The organism is Polynucleobacter sp. 31A-FELB (assembly GCF_018882405.1).
Taxonomy (GTDB): domain Bacteria; phylum Pseudomonadota; class Gammaproteobacteria; order Burkholderiales; family Burkholderiaceae; genus Polynucleobacter.
In genome coordinates, this window is sequence record NZ_JACVOO010000003.1 from 114775 (window position 1) to 130096 (window position 15322).

16 protein-coding genes are annotated in these 15322 nt (G+C 45.1%); 3 read left to right on the forward strand and 13 right to left on the reverse strand.

What is annotated here, in order from left to right:
• Positions 1-16: 16 nt before the first annotated feature.
• From ICN30_RS03385 to dnaA, 13 genes are all read right to left on the reverse strand, one after another.
• Positions 17-787: a ParA family protein gene (locus tag ICN30_RS03385; protein ID WP_216178742.1), complete on the reverse strand. Its 771-nt coding sequence runs from the start codon at positions 785-787 to the stop codon at positions 17-19.
• Between the two features lie 24 nt (positions 788-811).
• Positions 812-1474: a 16S rRNA (guanine(527)-N(7))-methyltransferase RsmG gene (gene rsmG / locus ICN30_RS03390; protein ID WP_216229599.1), complete on the reverse strand. Its 663-nt coding sequence runs from the start codon at positions 1472-1474 to the stop codon at positions 812-814.
• Positions 1467-3392: a tRNA uridine-5-carboxymethylaminomethyl(34) synthesis enzyme MnmG gene (mnmG, locus tag ICN30_RS03395; RefSeq protein ID WP_216273196.1), complete on the reverse strand. Its 1926-nt coding sequence runs from the start codon at positions 3390-3392 to the stop codon at positions 1467-1469. Before mnmG ends, rsmG begins: the two co-directional genes overlap by 8 nt.
• Before the next feature lie 269 nt (positions 3393-3661).
• Positions 3662-4591 carry a branched-chain amino acid ABC transporter permease gene (locus ICN30_RS03400; protein WP_216229601.1) on the reverse strand — a complete coding sequence of 310 codons (930 nt, stop codon included), beginning with the start codon at positions 4589-4591 and terminating at the stop codon, positions 3662-3664.
• A complete protein-coding gene (locus ICN30_RS03405) occupies positions 4592-5512 on the reverse strand; it encodes a branched-chain amino acid ABC transporter permease (protein WP_216229602.1) in 921 nt (306 codons plus the stop codon). It lies immediately after the preceding gene.
• Positions 5513-5529: 17 nt separating this feature from the next.
• Complete coding sequence (locus ICN30_RS03410) at positions 5530-6753, reverse strand: ABC transporter substrate-binding protein (protein ID WP_216229603.1); 1224 nt, start codon at positions 6751-6753, stop codon at positions 5530-5532.
• Between the two features lie 22 nt (positions 6754-6775).
• Positions 6776-7480 (reverse strand): ABC transporter ATP-binding protein, encoded by a 705-nt coding sequence (locus ICN30_RS03415; RefSeq protein WP_216229604.1) that lies wholly within the window; start codon positions 7478-7480, stop codon positions 6776-6778.
• Complete coding sequence (locus ICN30_RS03420; RefSeq protein WP_216229605.1) at positions 7477-8244, reverse strand: ABC transporter ATP-binding protein; 768 nt, start codon at positions 8242-8244, stop codon at positions 7477-7479. The genes ICN30_RS03415 and ICN30_RS03420 overlap by 4 nt, the downstream gene beginning before the upstream one ends.
• Before the next feature lie 95 nt (positions 8245-8339).
• Positions 8340-8564 (reverse strand): DUF3717 domain-containing protein, encoded by a 225-nt coding sequence (locus ICN30_RS03425; RefSeq protein ID WP_216273198.1) that lies wholly within the window; start codon positions 8562-8564, stop codon positions 8340-8342.
• An 8-nt stretch (positions 8565-8572) separates the two neighbouring features.
• Positions 8573-9067 (reverse strand): SET domain-containing protein, encoded by a 495-nt coding sequence (locus tag ICN30_RS03430; protein ID WP_216273200.1) that lies wholly within the window; start codon positions 9065-9067, stop codon positions 8573-8575.
• Positions 9068-9072: 5 nt separating this feature from the next.
• Complete coding sequence (gyrB, locus tag ICN30_RS03435) at positions 9073-11571, reverse strand: DNA topoisomerase (ATP-hydrolyzing) subunit B (protein WP_216273202.1); 2499 nt, start codon at positions 11569-11571, stop codon at positions 9073-9075.
• 11 nt (positions 11572-11582) lie between these two features.
• Positions 11583-12698 (reverse strand): DNA polymerase III subunit beta, encoded by a 1116-nt coding sequence (gene dnaN / locus ICN30_RS03440; protein ID WP_216273204.1) that lies wholly within the window; start codon positions 12696-12698, stop codon positions 11583-11585.
• Positions 12699-12963: 265 nt separating this feature from the next.
• Positions 12964-14388, reverse strand: a complete 1425-nt coding sequence (gene dnaA, locus ICN30_RS03445; protein ID WP_216273206.1) for a chromosomal replication initiator protein DnaA — start codon at positions 14386-14388, stop codon at positions 12964-12966.
• 222 nt (positions 14389-14610) lie between these two features.
• Between dnaA and rpmH the strand changes: the two genes are divergently transcribed.
• The 3 genes from rpmH to yidD are packed head-to-tail and all read left to right on the forward strand — an operon-like array spanning position 14611 to position 15312.
• The gene (gene rpmH, locus ICN30_RS03450) at positions 14611-14745 is read left to right on the forward strand and encodes a 50S ribosomal protein L34 (RefSeq protein WP_011903922.1); all 135 of its coding nucleotides are present in this window, start codon (positions 14611-14613) and stop codon (positions 14743-14745) included.
• A gap of 8 nt (positions 14746-14753) precedes the next feature.
• Complete coding sequence (gene rnpA, locus ICN30_RS03455; RefSeq protein WP_216273208.1) at positions 14754-15071, forward strand: ribonuclease P protein component; 318 nt, start codon at positions 14754-14756, stop codon at positions 15069-15071.
• Between the two features lies 1 nt (position 15072).
• A complete protein-coding gene (gene yidD / locus ICN30_RS03460) occupies positions 15073-15312 on the forward strand; it encodes a membrane protein insertion efficiency factor YidD (RefSeq protein WP_216273210.1) in 240 nt (79 codons plus the stop codon).
• Positions 15313-15322 lie beyond the last annotated feature (10 nt).

Genomic DNA, 15322 nt, shown 5'->3' on the forward strand with positions numbered 1-15322 from the left:
TTCTTGTTCCTAGGTTTTACATTTGCTTAATGCGCTCAATCATCTCAGCACCAAACTCTAAGTAAGCTTTAGCGCCACGCGATGACTTATCAAACGCCACCCCAGGAAGCCCATAAGACGGGGCTTCGGCCAGGCGGACGTTGCGGGGAATAATGCTCTTGAATACTTTGTCGCCAAAGTGCTCAAGCAATTGATCGGAAACCTGTTGTTGCAATGTCATGCGCGCGTCAAACATCACGCGTAACAAACCGATAATCACCAAGTCAGGATTTAAGTTTGCATGTACCTGTTTGATGGTGTTAACTAAATCTGATAATCCCTCTAACGCAAAATATTCACACTGCATTGGTACGATCACGCCGTTCGCTGCACACAATCCATTGAGAGTTAACAAAGATAGTGCAGGGGGACAATCAATCAAAATAAAATCGTAGTCATTTGCTACGAGTGCAAGCGCATCTTTCAATCGTTGTTCGCGAGAATCCAAATCCACCAACTCAATTTCTGCGCCAGCTAAATCACGATTTGCTGGAAGCACATCGTAGCCAGAACTTTCGCAACGCACCGCGGACTCTTTCACTGATGACAAGCCAATTAAGACTTGATACACGGTGTTATTGAGATCCGCTTTTTCAATTCCAGATCCCATCGTGGCATTACCTTGTGGATCTAAGTCTACTAACAAAACACGTTGCTGATGTCCGGCTAAACCGGCGGCCAAATTCACAGCAGTGGTGGTTTTACCAACCCCGCCTTTTTGATTTGCAATACAAAATATTTTGGCCATAGTTTTTCTTAAAAATGTCGTACTTTAGAGGGGTAATTTTCTCACGGGGGATAAGACTAAAAGTCTGCGCTCCACCGCCAAATTTGGGATCTGTAAGGGCTCATCGGCAACCAAGCGCCAGTCATCCATGCAAACATCTTGCAGCTCTTCATCTGCCCGCCTAGCTTTCATCGCGAACACTAGGCCATCAGACTTCAGAAGGGGAAGGGAAAGCTCTAGAAAATGGGCAAGATTAGTAAATGCTCTAGAAATCACTGCATCAAACTGTCCAGGCTGTGATTTAGCCACCGCCTCGACACGTTCACTCAGAACCTGAATATTCTTTAGGCCCAACTTGCCACGTACGTGTTGCAAGAACGCTGTTTTTTTGCGGATAGCCTCAATCAGGGTCACATGCCACTCGGGCTGCAAGATGGCAATAGGGATTGCTGGTAAACCACCACCCGAGCCAAGGTCTGCAATTTTGGGGTTTTTTAAATCCAAAAATTGACGCATCACGGGTAAAACCGTAATGGAATCAATGAGATGCAATCGTACTGAGTTCTTTTCACCCTCAATTGCAGTCAAGTTATGCACCTGGTTCCAGCGACCCATTTCCTGCAAAAAGAGCTCTAAATCTGCAATATTCGCGGAACTGAGATTGAGGCCTAACCCTTCAATTCCCAAAGAAACCAAATCATTACTCATGGGTTTCTTCTTGGGTGCGGCCTAGACCCTTTTTAAGGTGGACCAGTAGTAGCGAGAGAGCCGCCGGCGTCACACCAGAAATTCTGCCGGCCTGACCCAAGGTGCCAGGCTTATGCAGATTCAGTTTTTGCTGCACCTCTTTAGACAAACCAAGAACCTGGGTGTAGTCCAAAGACTCGGGCAAAGGAAAGCTCTCGTTATGCTCTTGCCGAGCAATCTCAACCGCCTGCCTATCTATATAGCCTTGATATTTAATAGAAATTTCAACCTGATCGCTAATTTGCTGCGCTAAACCCAAGTCATCATCCAGCGTTCCCGGCGACCAAAGGCCATCAGCCAAGCTGGTTATCGCCTCATAAGTGATGCCGGGGCGCCGCAAAAGATCAGCCAAACTACACTCGTGGGATAAGTCTTGGCCTAAAAGCTCAGAAACTGCCTTCGCTGAGCCATGCTTTGGTCCAATCCAAATATCTTGCAAGCGGGATGTTTCACGTGAAACAGCCTCCTGTTTTCTGCAAAACGTATTCCAGCGATAGTCATCTACTAAACCAAGCTCACGGCCAATGGTAGTTAGACGCAAATCCGCATTGTCTTCACGCAGGCTCAAGCGGTACTCGGCACGACTTGTAAACATGCGGTAAGGCTCTTGAACACCCAAAGTAATCAGGTCATCCACCAAAACACCAATGTAAGACTCACTGCGCTTGGGCAACCAAGGCTTCTTGCCCTGTGCCGCTAAACCAGCATTGATGCCAGCAAGCATGCCCTGTGCTGCAGCCTCTTCATAACCCGTAGTGCCATTAATCTGACCTGCAAAGTAAAGACCGGCAATCGCCTTGGTCTCCAAACTATGGCGTAAGTGGCGTGGATCAAAGAAATCGTACTCAATGGCATAACCAGGACGCACAATCACCGCAGACTCTAAACCCCGAATACTTCGCACCAAACTCCACTGAATATCAAAGGGGAGGCTAGTAGAGATTCCATTGGGATAAAACTCGTTTGTTGTTAAGCCCTCAGGCTCCAAGAAGATCTGATGACTATTTCTGGAGGCAAAGCGATGAATCTTGTCTTCAATAGAAGGGCAATAGCGGGGACCAACCCCCTCAATTACACCCGTATACATTGGCGAGCGGTCTAAACCACCCCGAATAATGTCGTGTGTTTGCTCATTCGTATGGGAAATCCAGCAAGGAACTTGCTTTGGGTGTTGCTCAGGTCGACCCAAATAAGAGAAAACCGGCACCGGATCTAAGTCACCAGGCTGTTCCAGCATCACCGAGAAATCAATAGTGCGGCCATCGATCCTCGGCGGCGTACCCGTCTTTAGTCTTCCTTGGGGAAGCCTCAACTCTTTTAGCCTGGCGGACAAAGAAACGGCCGCCGGATCACCAGCTCTACCACCCGCGTAATTATTTAAGCCGACATGAATCTTTCCGTCCAAGAAGGTTCCGGCCGTAAGGACGACTTTCTTGGCCATAAACTTCAGCCCCATTTGCGTGACTACGCCCCGGACCTCGTCCCCGGCAACCAATAGATCATCTACAGCAGCCTGGAATAAGGTTAAGTTTTCTTGATTTTCGAGACGACGGCGAATCGCTGCTTTATATAAAACTCGGTCACCCTGTGCCCGAGTCGCGCGGACAGCGGGGCCCTTACTAGAATTCAATATCCGAAACTGGATACCGGCCTCATCTGTGGCCGCCGCCATGGCGCCACCCATAGCATCAATTTCTTTAACCAGATGGCCTTTGCCAATCCCACCAATTGAGGGATTACAACTCATGGCACCTAAATTCTCAATACTGTGAGTAATAAGAAGGGTATCGCATCCCATGCGCGCAGCCGCAAGGGCGGCCTCAGTCCCAGCATGACCGCCACCAACCACAATGACATCGAAGTTCTTTGAATAACGCATGATTTGCCTCAGATAGGGCGATGATCATAGCATTTTGTAGGTTTCACGTGAAACAAATGCTCACTCAAATAACAATAAAATATAGCACCTACTTAATAAGTCATTGATTTAATTGAGTTTTTGTAAAAATAGCTATTAATGATTGGTGCTAAACAATCCCACAATGGCCGCCGCCGAGAAGTAGCGGCACATATTGAACGAATGGCGGGAGGATTTAAATGAGTACGGCGCCGAAGCGCCGTACTAAAAGCAAACAAGAAAAAACTAAATCAATTCTTCTTCTTAAAGAGATGAGTAATTTCGCCAACAACCCCGCGACGGAATGCCAAGACACAGATTACGAAAATAAATCCAGTTGCAATCGTGCTCCAAGATCCAATGTTAGCTAGATAGTTTTGTAAACCAACCACAATGCCGGCACCGACTACTGGACCAAGGATGGTGCCCATTCCACCAAGCAATGTCATTAAAACAACTTCGCCAGACATGTGCCAATGAACATCGGTCAATGTTGCCAACTGGAAGACAAGGGTTTTCAAAGAACCAGCAAGGCCCGCAAGCGCCGCTGAAATCACAAAAGAGATTAGCTTGAAACGATCAACGTCATAACCCAAAGAAACTGCGCGCGGTTCGTTTTCACGAATAGCTTTTAAGACTTGGCCAAAAGGGGAATGCACTGTGCGAACGATCAATGCAAATCCAAGCAAGAAAACAGCGAGCACAAAGTAATACATGCTGACATCATCTTTTAAATCAATTAGGCCAAATAGCATTCCGCGTGGCACACCTTGAATGCCATCCTCACCACCAGTAAAGGGGAGTTGAACCGCTAAGAAGTAGACCATCTGGGAGAGCGCAAGCGTCACCATCGCAAAATAAATACCTTGTCGACGAATAGCCAAAGAGCCAATCAGAAAGCCCAAGACGCCAGAGCCCAAGACGCCCAACACAATTCCAAACTCCGGAGATAGGCCAGCTTCTTTACAAAGATAGGCGGTGATGTAAGCAGAGGTTCCAAAGAATGCCGCGTGTCCAAAAGAAAGAAGTCCCGTGAAACCCAACAACAAATTAAATGCGCAAGCAAAGAGGGCGAAACACAAGACCTTCATTGCAAAAACTAAATAAATAAAGTCTTGGAACGGAAGCAGTAGGGCAATTAAAACCAGAATCCCATAAAGCAGTTTTGTATTTGAGTTCACTTATTTCTCCCGGCCGAAAAGTCCAGCTGGACGAATGAGCAACACGATTGCCATGATCACAAAAATAACCACGCCAGAAGCTTCTGGGTAAAAAACTTTAGTTAAGCCCTCGATCAAACCTAAGGCTAGACCGGTCAATATAGAGCCCATGATGGAGCCCATGCCGCCAATCACAACAACCGCGAAAACAACAATGATGAGATTCGACCCCATCAATGGGTTAACTTGAAAAATTGGCGCAGCTAAAACGCCAGCAAAGCCAGCAAGGCCCACACCATAGGCGTAAGCCAAGGAAATCATTAGTGGAACATTGATGCCAAATGCTTGAAGAAGTTTTGGATTTTCAGTGCCAGCGCGAAGATAGGCGCCCAACTTGGTTCGCTCAATCACATACCAAGTAGAGAAACAAACTACCAAAGAAACCACAACAACCCACAAACGGTACTTGGGCAAAATAATGCCGATAGACTCTAAAGGTATTGCACCTTGCAATAGCTCAGGAGCTGGATAGCTCTCACCAGAGATTCCATACCAGTGACGGAACATGCCCTCAATAATGAGCGCCAAACCAAAAGTTAACAACAAGCCATAAAGGTGATCAAGGTGATAAAGGCGCCTGAGCATTGTGCGCTCAAGAATCAAACCAAAGCCCGCCATAACCAAGGGCACCAAAATTAATGCAAACCAATAGTTAATAGAGAACTCAGGAAAGCCAAACCATTGGCCGACTTGAGTAAGGCCAATCCAGGCAACAAATGCACCCATTGTGTACTGGGCGCCATGCGAAAAATTGATGATGTTGAGTAGGCCAAAAATAATGGCCAGACCCAAACTCAAAATGGCATAGAAAGAGCCATTAATAAGCCCCACCAAGAGCTGAGCAACCAGCCCTTGTGGGGTAATTCCAAGAAGTTCAAACATACTTAGCTAGAAATGAATTACTTGTTAGTAACCAACTTGCATCGTGACAATGAAAGTGGTTGTGTTGCCTCAGCAGCAGGAATCACTGCCTTGACGTTGTAATAATCCCATGGGCTCTTAGAGTCGGATGGCTTCTTCACTTCAAGCAAATACATGTCGTGCTCAAACTTACCATCGGCGCGGATTTTTCCTTTGAACAATCCATCATCAATGTTGGTGGATTTCAGGGCCTTCATTACCGCCTGTGTATCGTCAGTGCCAGCTTTTTGTACTGCAGTTAAGTAAGCAAGAACAGATGAGTAAACGCCGGCCTGAACACTAGTAGGCATACGCTTGTGTTGCAAGATGAAACGCTTCGAGAATGCGCGTGTCTTATCGTCTTTATCCCAATAGAAGCCTTCGGTTAAATACATGCCTTGTGCAGCATTCAAGCCCAAAGAGTGAACGTCGGAGATAAACATAAGCAAAGGAACTACAGTTTGCTTTTTGTTGATACCAAATTCTGAAGCCTGCTTCACCGAGTTAATAGTATCTTGACCGGCGTTCGCCAATGCCACAACATCGGCACCACTAGCTTGCGCCTTTAGAAGGTATGAAGAGAAGTCGCTATTTGGGAATGGGTGCTTACTAGTACCCAACACCTTGCCGCCGTTTGCATTAACAACGTTGGTTGAATCTTTCTCCAAAGCAGCGCCGAAAGCGTAATCAGCTGTAAGGAAGTACCAGTTCTTTTTGCCCTGCTTTACAACAGCCTTAGCTGTACCGTTTGAAAGCGCATAGGTATCGTAAGTCCAATGTACGTTATTGGCGGTACATTTTTCATTGGTAATTGGCAAAGAGGCTGCGCCAGAAACTAATGTGATTTTATTTTTTTGTTCTGCCACTTCCATTACGGCGAGCGCAACGTTGGTAGACACCAACTCAACAATCACATCAACGCCGTCTTTGTCGTACCACTCACGTGCTTTGTTTGCGGCAATATCTGCTTTGTTTTGATGATCGGCGCTAACCAATTCAATCTTTTTGCCAATAACAGTGCCGTCTTTTGAAAAATCAGCGATCGCCATTTTTGCCGCAATCACTGCGCCAGGACCAGCCAAGTCTGAATAGGTTGAAGATAAGTCAGTTAACACACCAATCTTAATTACATCACCACTAACTTTAGATGTTTGTGCAAACGCTGGGTTTGAACCAAAAAAGGTTGCCGCCACCAGACACGCGGTAATTTGCTTTAACTTCATTTTTATCTCCTATAGATAACCACTAAACACCAAGATACTCATTCAATAAGCTTGCTTTCTCAGCAAGCTCGTTTTGATTAACAACCTCGACTACATTGCCGTGCTCAACAACATAATGGCGATCGGCCAAGGGTGCAGCAAAACGGAAGTTTTGCTCCACCAACACAATCGTGAAACCCTTATTGCGCAAGCTAGTAACCACCTCGCCCAGCTTTTGAACAATCACTGGTGCCAAACCCTCAGTAATCTCATCTAACAACAATAGTTTTGCGCCTGTTCTCAGAATGCGTGCCATTGCGAGCATTTGTTGTTCACCGCCCGACAACCTTGTACCAGGACTGTTGCGTCGCTCATAAAGGTTGGGGAACATTTCATAAATCTCGTCCAAACCCATGCCGCCAGGAGCAATCTCTGGCAACAATATTAAGTTCTCTTCGGTGCTTAGGCTGGCAAAGATGCCGCGCTCTTCTGGGCAGAAACCAACCCCCAAGCGCGCAATTCTGTAGGTTGGCATCGCAATAGTTTGAGCGCCATAAATCTCTACTGAACCAGTTCTCTTGCTGGTTAAGCCCAAAATGGTTTTTAAAATGGTGCTGCGACCAGCGCCGTTGCGACCCAAAAGAGTAACCACCTCGCCATCACGCACAGCAAAGTTCACGCCGTGAAGGATGTGGGACTCTCCATACCAAGATTCAAGGTTTTTAACCTCTAAAGCCATATTACTCATATGCTGTCACCCCCGTGACTACCCATATAAGCCTCAACCACCAGTGGGTTATTTGAAACTTCCTGATAAGAGCCTTCAGCCAAAACCGAGCCACGCTGTAATACCGTAATGCGGTCAGCAATAGATGAAACCACCTTCATATTGTGTTCGACCATCAAAATAGTGCGCCCTTTTGCTACCCGATCAATTAACTCGGTAACACGCTCCACATCCTCGTGACCCATACCTTGTGTCGGCTCATCCAGCAGCATTAACTCAGGCTCCATGGCCATGGTGGTGGCGATTTCAAGGGCTCTTTTGCGGCCATAAGCTAGATTTAGGGTCTCTTCATGAGCAAAATCAGCCAAACCAACCTCAAGCAACAACTCTTCAGCACGCTCATTGAGCACATTGAGTGAGTCGCCAGACCTCCAAAAATGAAACTCCGTACCCAATCCTCGCTGCAGTGCAACACGAACGTTTTCTAAAACAGTTAAGTGGGGAAAAACTGCAGAGATCTGAAACGACCGAACAACGCCGCGCCGTGCAATTTGAGCGGGCTTCTCTTTGGTAATGTCAAAACCATTAAATAAGATCTGTCCGCTACTGGGCTCCAAGAACTTCGTGAGCAGATTAAAGCAGGTGGTCTTTCCCGCGCCGTTAGGCCCAATCAAAGCATGAATGGTGCCCCTAGTAACATCTAGATTGACGTCACTTACCGCAGAAAAACCTTTAAAGGTTTTTCCAAGGCCAATTGTTTTTAATATTGTTTCTTGCAAGCTCAAATCCCCATACCCATTTTTAGGCAAGAAATTAAGAATACCCTAAGAGAGCATTTACTAATATAGCGATAACCCTAAACACACAAAGTGGGTGTTGTTTAATTTGTATGGCTATTTTTGAAAAAGTTTTGAATTGCCACTCTTGCAGCCTCATCCAAAACATCCATAGGAACTCTTTGGGCGCCCTGAACAATCATGAGGGCGTATGGTTTTGCAAGAGCCGCAGCCTCTGGACACAAGTGCAACTCCTCACCAATCGCAGGGGATTGGCTGCGCCAATAATTAATGGCAGCCTCTAACTCTTGAATGCTAACAAACAACATTTTAAGAATTACTTATCATCAAGCGACAACATGGTGCCGCGACAATTTTTTGCACCGCAACGGCACTCGTAATCTTTTTTCATTTGCTTGGTAATGCGACCTTCGACATCAAGTGAGTAGTCATAAAAAAGCTCTTCACCCAACTTGAGATCGCGTTTCGCATAAATAAATACACGTGGCTCACCGTCAAAATTATCTTCTCGGGTTTCACAACTAGGCTTGCAGGAGTGGTTAATCCAGCGCGCAGCGTTACCGCCGTACTTGGCATCAATGCAGCGCCCATCTTCTAAAGAAAAGTAGAAGGTGTGATTTGGGTCTTTAGGATCGTGTGGGTGGCGCTTCTCGGCCAACTTCCAACTAATACGCTCACCTTTGTACTCAATGATGGCCGCGCCTTTTTTAATAGGCTTTGCAGCAAACACCCCTTTGCCGTGAATGGGTGAAGATTTAACAATAATGCAAGACCTATCCACGTTCGGTAAAGCCAATTTCTTTTTAGCCATTTAAATCAAACATCCAAGTTACGCGCAATTAATGCATTCTTCTCAATAAACGCACGACGCGGCTCAACCTCATCACCCATCAAGGTGGTGAAGACTTGATCAGCTGCAATTGCATCTTCAATTTTGACTTGAAGCAAGGTGCGTGAGCTAGCATCCATTGTGGTTTCCCACAACTGTGATGGGTTCATCTCACCAAGACCCTTGTAACGCTGACGACTGAGCACACGTTCTGCCTCCGAAAGCAACCAAGCAAAAGCTGCTCTGAAATCTTGAATGGCTTGTTCTTTTTGGTTTTTGTCTGGATCGCCACGACGCACTTTCGAGCCAGGCAATACTTTGCCAGATAAAACCGCGGCAGCATTTGCCAAACTTTGATAGTCATCACCATGAACAAAGTCAGAGTTAATTGCAGATAACTTCAAGTTGCCATGTATGCGGCGAGAGAGCAACAACTTAAATCGATCGGTGCGCTCTTCCTTTTGCACAATAATTTCTGGTGGCAAGGCCAAAGGATTTAAAGAATCAGCAAGTGCAATGCGTAACCGCTCAGCAGACTCTTGAGCAGACTGTTCAGTATCTAAATTTAATTGGGTACCAGAAGCAATTGCACGCAAGGCATCTTCATCAATGGTGCGTGAGAGGCGATCAACAATAGATTGAATGACTTGATAATGCTTTGCCAACTCACCCAATGCAGCACCTTCAATAATTTCACCAGCAGGGGTTTGTAGTGATGCTGACTCTAGGGCGATCTTTAAAAGCAGTTGGTTTAATTCAGCATCATCCTTGATGTACTGCTCATTCTTACCAAACTTCACCTTATATAAAGGTGGTTGCGCAATATAAATGTGGCCACGCTCAATCAGCTCAGGCATCTGTCTATAGAAGAAAGTAAGTAGTAGTGTGCGAATATGACTACCATCAACGTCCGCGTCGGTCATGATGATGATGCGGTGATAACGGAGTTTATCGGCCTTATATTCTTCTGCGCCAATGCCAGTACCAAGGACGGTGATTAAAGTAACCACCTCCTGGCTTGCCAACATCTTGTCAAAGCGCGCCTTCTCCACATTCAAGATTTTTCCCTTTAGGGGAAGAATTGCTTGGAAACGGCGGTCGCGCCCCTGCTTAGCAGAGCCTCCCGCGGAGTCTCCCTCGACAATAAACAATTCAGATTTAGTTGGATCTTTTTCTTGGCAGTCCGCCAATTTTCCAGGGAGGCCTAAACCATCTAAGACTCCTTTGCGACGAGTCATATCTCTAGCTTTGCGAGCAGCCTCACGAGCGCGAGCGGCATCTACAATTTTCCCGCAAAGGATTTTTGCATCAGCAGGACGCTCTTGAAGATAAGCGCTCAAGGCCTCTGCAACAATTTCTTCTACCGGGCCACGCACCTCACTGGAAACCAATTTATCTTTTGTTTGGCTTGAAAACTTTGGTTCAGGCACCTTAACCGACAACACACAAGCAAGGCCTTCTCGCATGTCATCACCAGAGATTTCTACCTTTGCCTTTTTGGCGACTTCATGTTCGTCAATATATTTATTAATGACTCGCGTCATAGCAGCGCGCAAACCAGTTAAGTGAGTACCGCCATCACGCTGAGGAATGTTGTTAGTAAAACAAAGTACTTGCTCACTAAAACTATCATTCCACTGCATAGAGACTTCAGCAGTAATGTTGCCACCTAGGTCTGATGGGCGAATGCCTTCTGCGTAAAAAATGTTTGGGTGTAATACGTTTTTGGTTTGGTTGATGTATTCAACAAAACCTTTTACACCACCAGAGAAAGCAAAATCTTCTTCTTGACCAGAGCGCTGATCAATTAATTTGATGTGAACACCGTTATTTAAGAATGAGAGCTCGCGAATACGTTTGACAAGAATCTCGTAATGAAACTCAATATTTCCAAAAATATCTTCATCAGCTAAAAAGTGAACTTCTGTACCAGATAGCGTGGTGTCACCAGTGATAGTAATTGGAGAAACCGCAACACCATTCTCTTCTTGAATATTACGGCTCTGAATAACGCCGCGCGCAAACTCCATGTAATGTGCTTTACCGTCACGACGAATGGTGAGCTTCAACCATTTAGATAGTGCGTTAACGCAACTAACACCTACACCATGTAAACCACCAGAAACTTTATAGCTATTTTGGTCAAACTTACCACCGGCATGTAACTCCGTCATCACAATCTCAGCCGCACTTCTTTTAGGCTCATGCTTGTCGTCGTACTTAATGCCTGTTGGAACCCCACGACCGTTATCAACAATAGAAATGGAGTTATCAGTTTGGATAACAACAGTAATCTCAGAGCAATAACCTGCTAATGCTTCATCAATAGAGTTATCTAAAACCTCGAAAACTAAGTGGTGCAGACCTGTGCCATCGGAGGTATCCCCGATATACATACCTGGACGCTTACGAACTGCCTCAAGACCTTCTAAGATTTGGATCGATGATGCACCGTACTGCTCTACTACTTTTTTTTCTTCAGTCATTTTTTTCTAAATTAAATACGCATTGGCATCACAACATACTTGAAGTCTTCTGAACCAGGCAAAGTAATCACCGCACTACTATTGGCATCACCCAAGCTAATTTGAATTTTTTCATTCTTCAAGTTTGACAAAACATCTAATAAATAACTCACGTTGAAACCAATTTCAACTACATCACCACTATATTCAGTCTCAATCTCTTCCTGCGCCTCTTCTTGTTCAGCGTTCGTTGATTGAACGGTGATTCGGTTAGGTGATAAGGAGAAACGAACACCTTTAAATTTATCAGTTGTCAAAATTGCAGCACGTTGTAGCGCTGATTGCAAAACGTCACGCCCGACCACTAATGAATTTTTGTGACCTTTTGGAATTACTCGCTGAAAATCAGGAAACTTACCCTCAACCAATTTTGAAATCAATTCGATATCACCAAAAGTAAATTTCACCTGGTTTGATGTAAGACTCATCTCCAATATCTCATCCGAGTCCTCAAGCAGGTGTTGACACTCAAGAATGGTTTTACGAGGAATGATAATTTCTTGTCTTTGTCCAGAACCCACTGGGGCCTCAGCCAACTCAACTTGAGAATAAGCTAAACGATGGCCGTCGGTAGCTACAGCGATTACTTGTTTGCCCTCAACAACCAACAACATACCATTAAGGTAGTAGCGAATATCCTGTTGAGCCATTGCAAAATGGACTTGACTAACTAGCTGACGAAAACTCTTTTGAGTCATCTTCCAACTTGCGGTTACCTCACCAACACTTTGCATTACTGGAAATTCAGCTGCAGATAAAGTTTGCAAAGAGAAGCGGCTTTTGCCACTCTGAACAACCATCTTGTTATCTTTAAGATTTAGCGCTACCGGCCCCTCTGGAAGCGCGCGCAAGATATCAAGCAGCTTTCTTGCGGCAACCGTAGTTGTTACATCTTCAGTACCAACACCAAAACTGGCATTGGTTGTAATTTGAATTTCTATATCGGTGGATATAAAAGAAACCTTGTCACCCCGCTTCTTAAACAACAGGTTTGCCAAGATGGGTAAGGTATGTCGACGTTCAACAATGCCACTAACAACCTGAAGAGGTTTTAACAAACTGTCACGTGAGGTGTTTACTAGTTGCATTGCTTTTAAATCCTTGTATATATCTTATTAGTAGTAGTAATAAGGCTCGTTATTTCAGTGGATAACTCAAAAACCGTATATAAAACAACCCGTTAAAACCAAAAAAACCTGTGGAAAACTTTTGTATAAGCACTGCATAAATATTGGATAACTTTTAATCAACACCCTATTTTTGCATGAAGCGCGAGCTTTCCACAATTTATCCACATGATGTCCCCAAAGTTATCCATTGAGCTATCCACAACCTTATCCACAGGTTAAAAACCTATGACTTTAGGGTTTGCTCAATAACGTGGATTTCATGATTAAGCTGCCCATCATGGGAGCGCTCTTCACCAATCTTTCGCACGGCGTGTAAAACCGTGGTGTGGTCTCTGCCGCCAAACAACTCTCCAATCTCTGGGAGGCTTTTCTGGGTAAGCTCCTTTGCCATAAACATCGCAATTTGACGTGGCCGAGCAATATTTGCCGGACGTTTTTTGGAATACATGTCCGCAACTTTGATGCTGTAAAAATCCGCCACCGCCTTTTGGATGTTTTCAACCGAGATTTGACGATTTTGTATTGAGAGCAAGTCTTTTAAGGCTACGCGGGCCACATCAATAGTGACTTCTTTACCGTGGAAGCGAACGAAGGCCAAAATCTTCCTTAATGCGCCCTCTAACTCTCGTACATTGGATCTCAAGTGTTTCGCTACAAAGAAGGCCACATCCTCGCTCATGGGGATGCCCTCACTTAAAGCTTTCTTCATCAAAATAGCCACCCGCATCTCAAGTTCAGGGGGTTCAATTGCAACCGTGAGGCCTGAGTCAAAGCGTGAAATAAGGCGATCATCTATACCAGCCATTTCTTTTGGGTAGGTATCGCTGGTAATGATGACTTGGGCTTTGTTGCTCAGAAGCGCCTCAAATGCGTAGAAAAACTCTTCTTGCGTTCTCGATTTCCCGCTAAAAAACTGAATATCGTCAATTAATAGTAGGTCTAAAGAGTGGTAATAGCGCTTAAAGCGGTCAAAAGCCTTTTGTTGATAAGCCCTAACCACGTCTGAGACATACTGCTCAGCATGGATATATCGAATTCGGGCGTTGGGCTTCTCTTTTAAAAGGTGATTTCCAATCGCGTGAATTAAATGGGTCTTACCTAAACCCACACCACCATATAAAAACATGGGGTTATAAGAGGTGCCCGGGTTGTGGGCAACCTGAATTGACGCAGCCCTTGCCAATTGATTGGCTTTACCGGTTACAAATGTTTCAAAAGTAAGGTTGGGGTTTAGTTTGGAGTGATCTTCAATTTCAAAAGCCTGCTCCTCTGTCGATGAACTATCTGCGCTAATTACAGGCCCCTGAGGCTCAAGCTTTTCTTGTGGGGTGCTGGCCGGCATTGTTTGGCTGCTCGATCCCTCAACATTAAGAATGAAGCTTAAGGTGATAGGGTGACCAAAGTATTGGTCGGCCATCTCTTGGAAGCGGTCAGAAAAAGTCTTTTTAATCCAATCAAGTTTGAATCTGTTTGGGGCTCCCAATATGAGTGATTGCTCACTTTCATCATAAGAAACCAGACTTAGTGGAGCAATCCAGGTTTTAAATTGTTGGGGGGAGAGCTCTCGAGCAAGCGCGCCTAGGGCGCCATCCCAAAACCCCAGTGGGCTAAGTGAATTCAATGTGGGAGGATTCTGTAAGTTACTCATATTTTTGGAGGATCCATTGTAGCGATCCCACAAAGTTATCCACAAGCTAGAAAAACGTGGAAAACCTGTGGATAACTTGTGTATAAAACTTAAAAACCTATATAAATCAATTAGTTAATAAAAACAGCCAAGTAAAATAGAGAAAAATACCTATATATTGTTCCGCAGCGGTTGACCTTTTGCTGCGCAACAAGGAAAATACGGGGTTTTGCAGGATGAATCATGAAAAGAACATACCAACCCTCAGTAACACGTCGTAAACGCACTCACGGATTCCGTATTCGCATGAAAACTAAGAGTGGACGCGCAGTATTAAACGCACGTCGCGCTAAAGGCCGCAAACGTCTAGCTGTTTAAGTTAGCAGTTGAATAGCGCCAGGATTTCTGAATTACTAAAAACACGCCCCAAGACAAGTTTGTATTGGGGTTTGTATTTGGCATCGTCAGATCAGGGCGCTAAGCCAGACTTAGGTATTGCGGTCGCCAAAAAGTTAGCTAAGCGTGCGGTGGATCGCAACCAATTAAAGCGCATGATCCGCGAATTAATTAGAAGTGCTCAAGCTACACATCTCAACGGCGACGTTGTGGTGAAGCTGAAAAAACCAATCGGTCGCGAGACCCGCGGCAGACTCAGAAGCAAAGAAAAAGAAACGCTGCGAAGCCAAATTGCAGGGTTAATTTAACGTGCGTCTATTGAATAAGTTGGCCATTAAGGCTTTGAGGGTTTATCAAATTGCGCTCAGCCCTTTTGTTGGAATGCAATGTAAGTTTGTACCTTCTTGTTCCCAATACGCTTGCGACTGCTTTGCAAATTACGGATTTTTAAAAAGCTGTAGGCTCATGGTGTGGCGTGTTTTGCGTTGCAACCCATGGTCACAAGGGGGGATAGACCCCGCAGTAAAACCAATACCTCATCATCATTAAGTGAATGCAA

What these genes read in the sequence shown, in the direction of transcription:
- ICN30_RS03385 (WP_216178742.1), bottom strand. Translation starts at nt 787, where the DNA reads ATGGCCAAAATATTTTGTATTGCAAATCAAAAAGGCGGGGTTGGTAAA.
- rsmG (WP_216229599.1), bottom strand. Translation starts at nt 1,474, where the DNA reads ATGAGTAATGATTTGGTTTCTTTGGGAATTGAAGGGTTAGGCCTCAAT.
- mnmG (WP_216273196.1), bottom strand. Translation starts at nt 3,392, where the DNA reads ATGCGTTATTCAAAGAACTTCGATGTCATTGTGGTTGGTGGCGGTCAT.
- ICN30_RS03405 (WP_216229602.1), bottom strand. Translation starts at nt 5,512, where the DNA reads ATGTTTGAACTTCTTGGAATTACCCCACAAGGGCTGGTTGCTCAGCTC.
- ICN30_RS03410 (WP_216229603.1), bottom strand. Translation starts at nt 6,753, where the DNA reads ATGAAGTTAAAGCAAATTACCGCGTGTCTGGTGGCGGCAACCTTTTTT.
- ICN30_RS03415 (WP_216229604.1), bottom strand. Translation starts at nt 7,480, where the DNA reads ATGAGTAATATGGCTTTAGAGGTTAAAAACCTTGAATCTTGGTATGGA.
- ICN30_RS03425 (WP_216273198.1), bottom strand. Translation starts at nt 8,564, where the DNA reads ATGTTGTTTGTTAGCATTCAAGAGTTAGAGGCTGCCATTAATTATTGG.
- ICN30_RS03430 (WP_216273200.1), bottom strand. Translation starts at nt 9,067, where the DNA reads ATGGCTAAAAAGAAATTGGCTTTACCGAACGTGGATAGGTCTTGCATT.
- gyrB (WP_216273202.1), bottom strand. Translation starts at nt 11,571, where the DNA reads ATGACTGAAGAAAAAAAAGTAGTAGAGCAGTACGGTGCATCATCGATC.
- dnaN (WP_216273204.1), bottom strand. Translation starts at nt 12,698, where the DNA reads ATGCAACTAGTAAACACCTCACGTGACAGTTTGTTAAAACCTCTTCAG.
- dnaA (WP_216273206.1), bottom strand. Translation starts at nt 14,388, where the DNA reads ATGAGTAACTTACAGAATCCTCCCACATTGAATTCACTTAGCCCACTG.
- rpmH (WP_011903922.1), top strand. Translation starts at nt 14,611, where the DNA reads ATGAAAAGAACATACCAACCCTCAGTAACACGTCGTAAACGCACTCAC.